Here is a 2,055-nt window from a genome sequence, read left to right on the forward strand (position 1 = left end):
TATAAGAAATATTAACGCTATGTACTACCCACTGTGTCAGCTGTATTTAAGGCCAGTTGCACGTGTGTCAAATGGGTACTTTTCAGGAATCAGTGAAGTAGTTGTCATCAAGATAGACGCAATATAACTGGTCTTTGGTACTGAAATCCGCAATGAGATATGTGAAAGCCCTTACCTCAACATGTTGCATGTTCAAGTGATGGTCTGTTTTTTGTGCTTCATGCGCCAAAATCGAAGTCGCGTTGAATGATGTAGTCACTGAATGAGGCTGTGGCTGGTGGAGCTCGAAGTGGCGGCATTAGAGAATCGTTTTTTGCTTCAAGAAGAGTCTGCTTGTCAAGGTGCGCCAAAATCTTATGGATAACAGCCGGATCCGTAATACAAGTAATAATTTTGACGTTGGTTTTTTCACAAGCCTCACAGACTGTGATGTCAATATTGAATACTCTTTTTAACCTTTGTGCCCACGACATGCTTCGCGCATGGTATGGTTTATCTGAATCTTTCAGATGCTCTGCTAAGCGAGGGCTATTCTTACCGCGTTGTGAAGCCGTTACCTCGGCACGCACCTTAGCATTGGGAGCAAACACGCCATAAAACCTCGTAAGGTTTAGCCTCGGCACTGGCACCAGTGCCGCGAGCTTGCCTATGAAATCCAAGGGAGTAAAAAAGACATGTGTGGTACCGTCTTGATAGGGAGTTTTCAGTTGATATCTTACTTTTCCTGAATCGGTTAGACTCAATCGTTGCTCGCTTAACGCTGGCCTTGAGATATATCTGCATAGCCTTTCCAGTTTGTCAGTTTGATGGCTGTCTGCAAACACCCCAGCGTGTAAGCTAAAACCGTTTATTTGAGCTAATTGACCGTAATGTTGTTCGTCTTTGGCAGGTAAGGTTTGCAAGGCAAAGACTTTTTTGCCTGTATCTGGTCCTACAGCAATGCGGTAATTGACAGAGGCTGCTTGCAAGGGCAGTAAACTATCTTCGTCATCCATGGGTAAATCGAGAAATGTGTTGTCCATATCCCGTTGAACGAGCCCGGCCTTCTCCAAGTAGGTCGCGATGCGATGGCTAATGACATTCACGAGGGTTTCCATATCATTGTGGTTTGGTGCTTTAACGCACTTGAATTTGGACTGTCCACACTCCTGAGTGATAACGCCTTCCAAAAAGAGCATGTGAAAGTGAATATTGAGATTCAGTGCACTACCAAATCGCTGAATGTAAGTCACCGCTCCTGTGTTTGCTTGCTTCTTAAGATACCCAGCCCGATGCACAATATCGCAAGAAATAGCACGATGAATGATTTGCATGATTTTACTTAAGTGTTTGGGATACCTAGCTAGAAGTAGACGAAGCGGGATGGGTAAACTCAATACCCATTGGCGTACAGGGTAACCGTGAAGAACATCTTCAACTAACAACTTGGCACTTTCTGCCATCCTTCTTGCACCGCAACTTGGGCAAAATCCCCTGCGTTTGCAGCTGAACGCCAGCAGTTTCTCATGCTTGCAGTCGTCACAAACTACACGCAAAAAACCATGCTCAAGCCGACCACACCTAAGAAACTCTTCAAACTCTTTTACCACATGAAGTGGTAACGACTTCCCTTTTTGTGAAAGCTGCTTCTGAAATTCTGGGTAGTGGCGTTCGACCAATTGATACAGTAACGTCTGCTCTGGACGATGTCGTTTATAGGTATGAGAGTGAGTTACTAGCAATGGCGCCTTTATCTTGAATTGGCATCACAGTGTGTATATGATTTTAATGTAAATCTACTGATCAATAGGGTGGGAAATTTATAGTCTCAAGGTCCGAAAAACGTACAATGCAGCCCCTCATACTTTAGCTTCCAACCAACTGAGCCTTTTCATTGCCTTGGCAGAAAAGCTGATTTCCAACCTTAGAATGCAAATAGCCAAATAAAGGCGCGGTTTTTATTGTCGCGGCTACCAATCGGCTGGATAAACTTGATGAAGCATTATTACGTTCAGGAAGGCTTGATCTTCATGTCCATGTTCCTTTCCTGGATAAAAATGCCCGGCGCTGGTTTAT

At 44.2% G+C, this 2,055-nt stretch carries 2 protein-coding genes; one reads left to right on the forward strand and one right to left on the reverse strand.

The features are described 5' to 3' along the window. Window positions 1–218: 218 nt before the first annotated feature. Entirely contained in the window at window positions 219–1,721 is a 1,503-nt protein-coding gene (locus tag LHL20_RS20800) for a transposase (protein WP_081334059.1), read from the reverse strand. Window positions 1,722–1,939: 218 nt separating this feature from the next. Here LHL20_RS20800 and LHL20_RS21305 point away from each other — a divergent pair. Further along, window positions 1,940–2,055, forward strand: a 116-nt coding sequence (locus LHL20_RS21305; protein WP_226434670.1) for an AAA family ATPase, incomplete at its 3' end; no start/stop codon positions are given.

It is taken from the genome of Alteromonas sp. McT4-15 (genome assembly GCF_020515205.1).
Classification (GTDB): domain Bacteria; phylum Pseudomonadota; class Gammaproteobacteria; order Enterobacterales; family Alteromonadaceae; genus Alteromonas.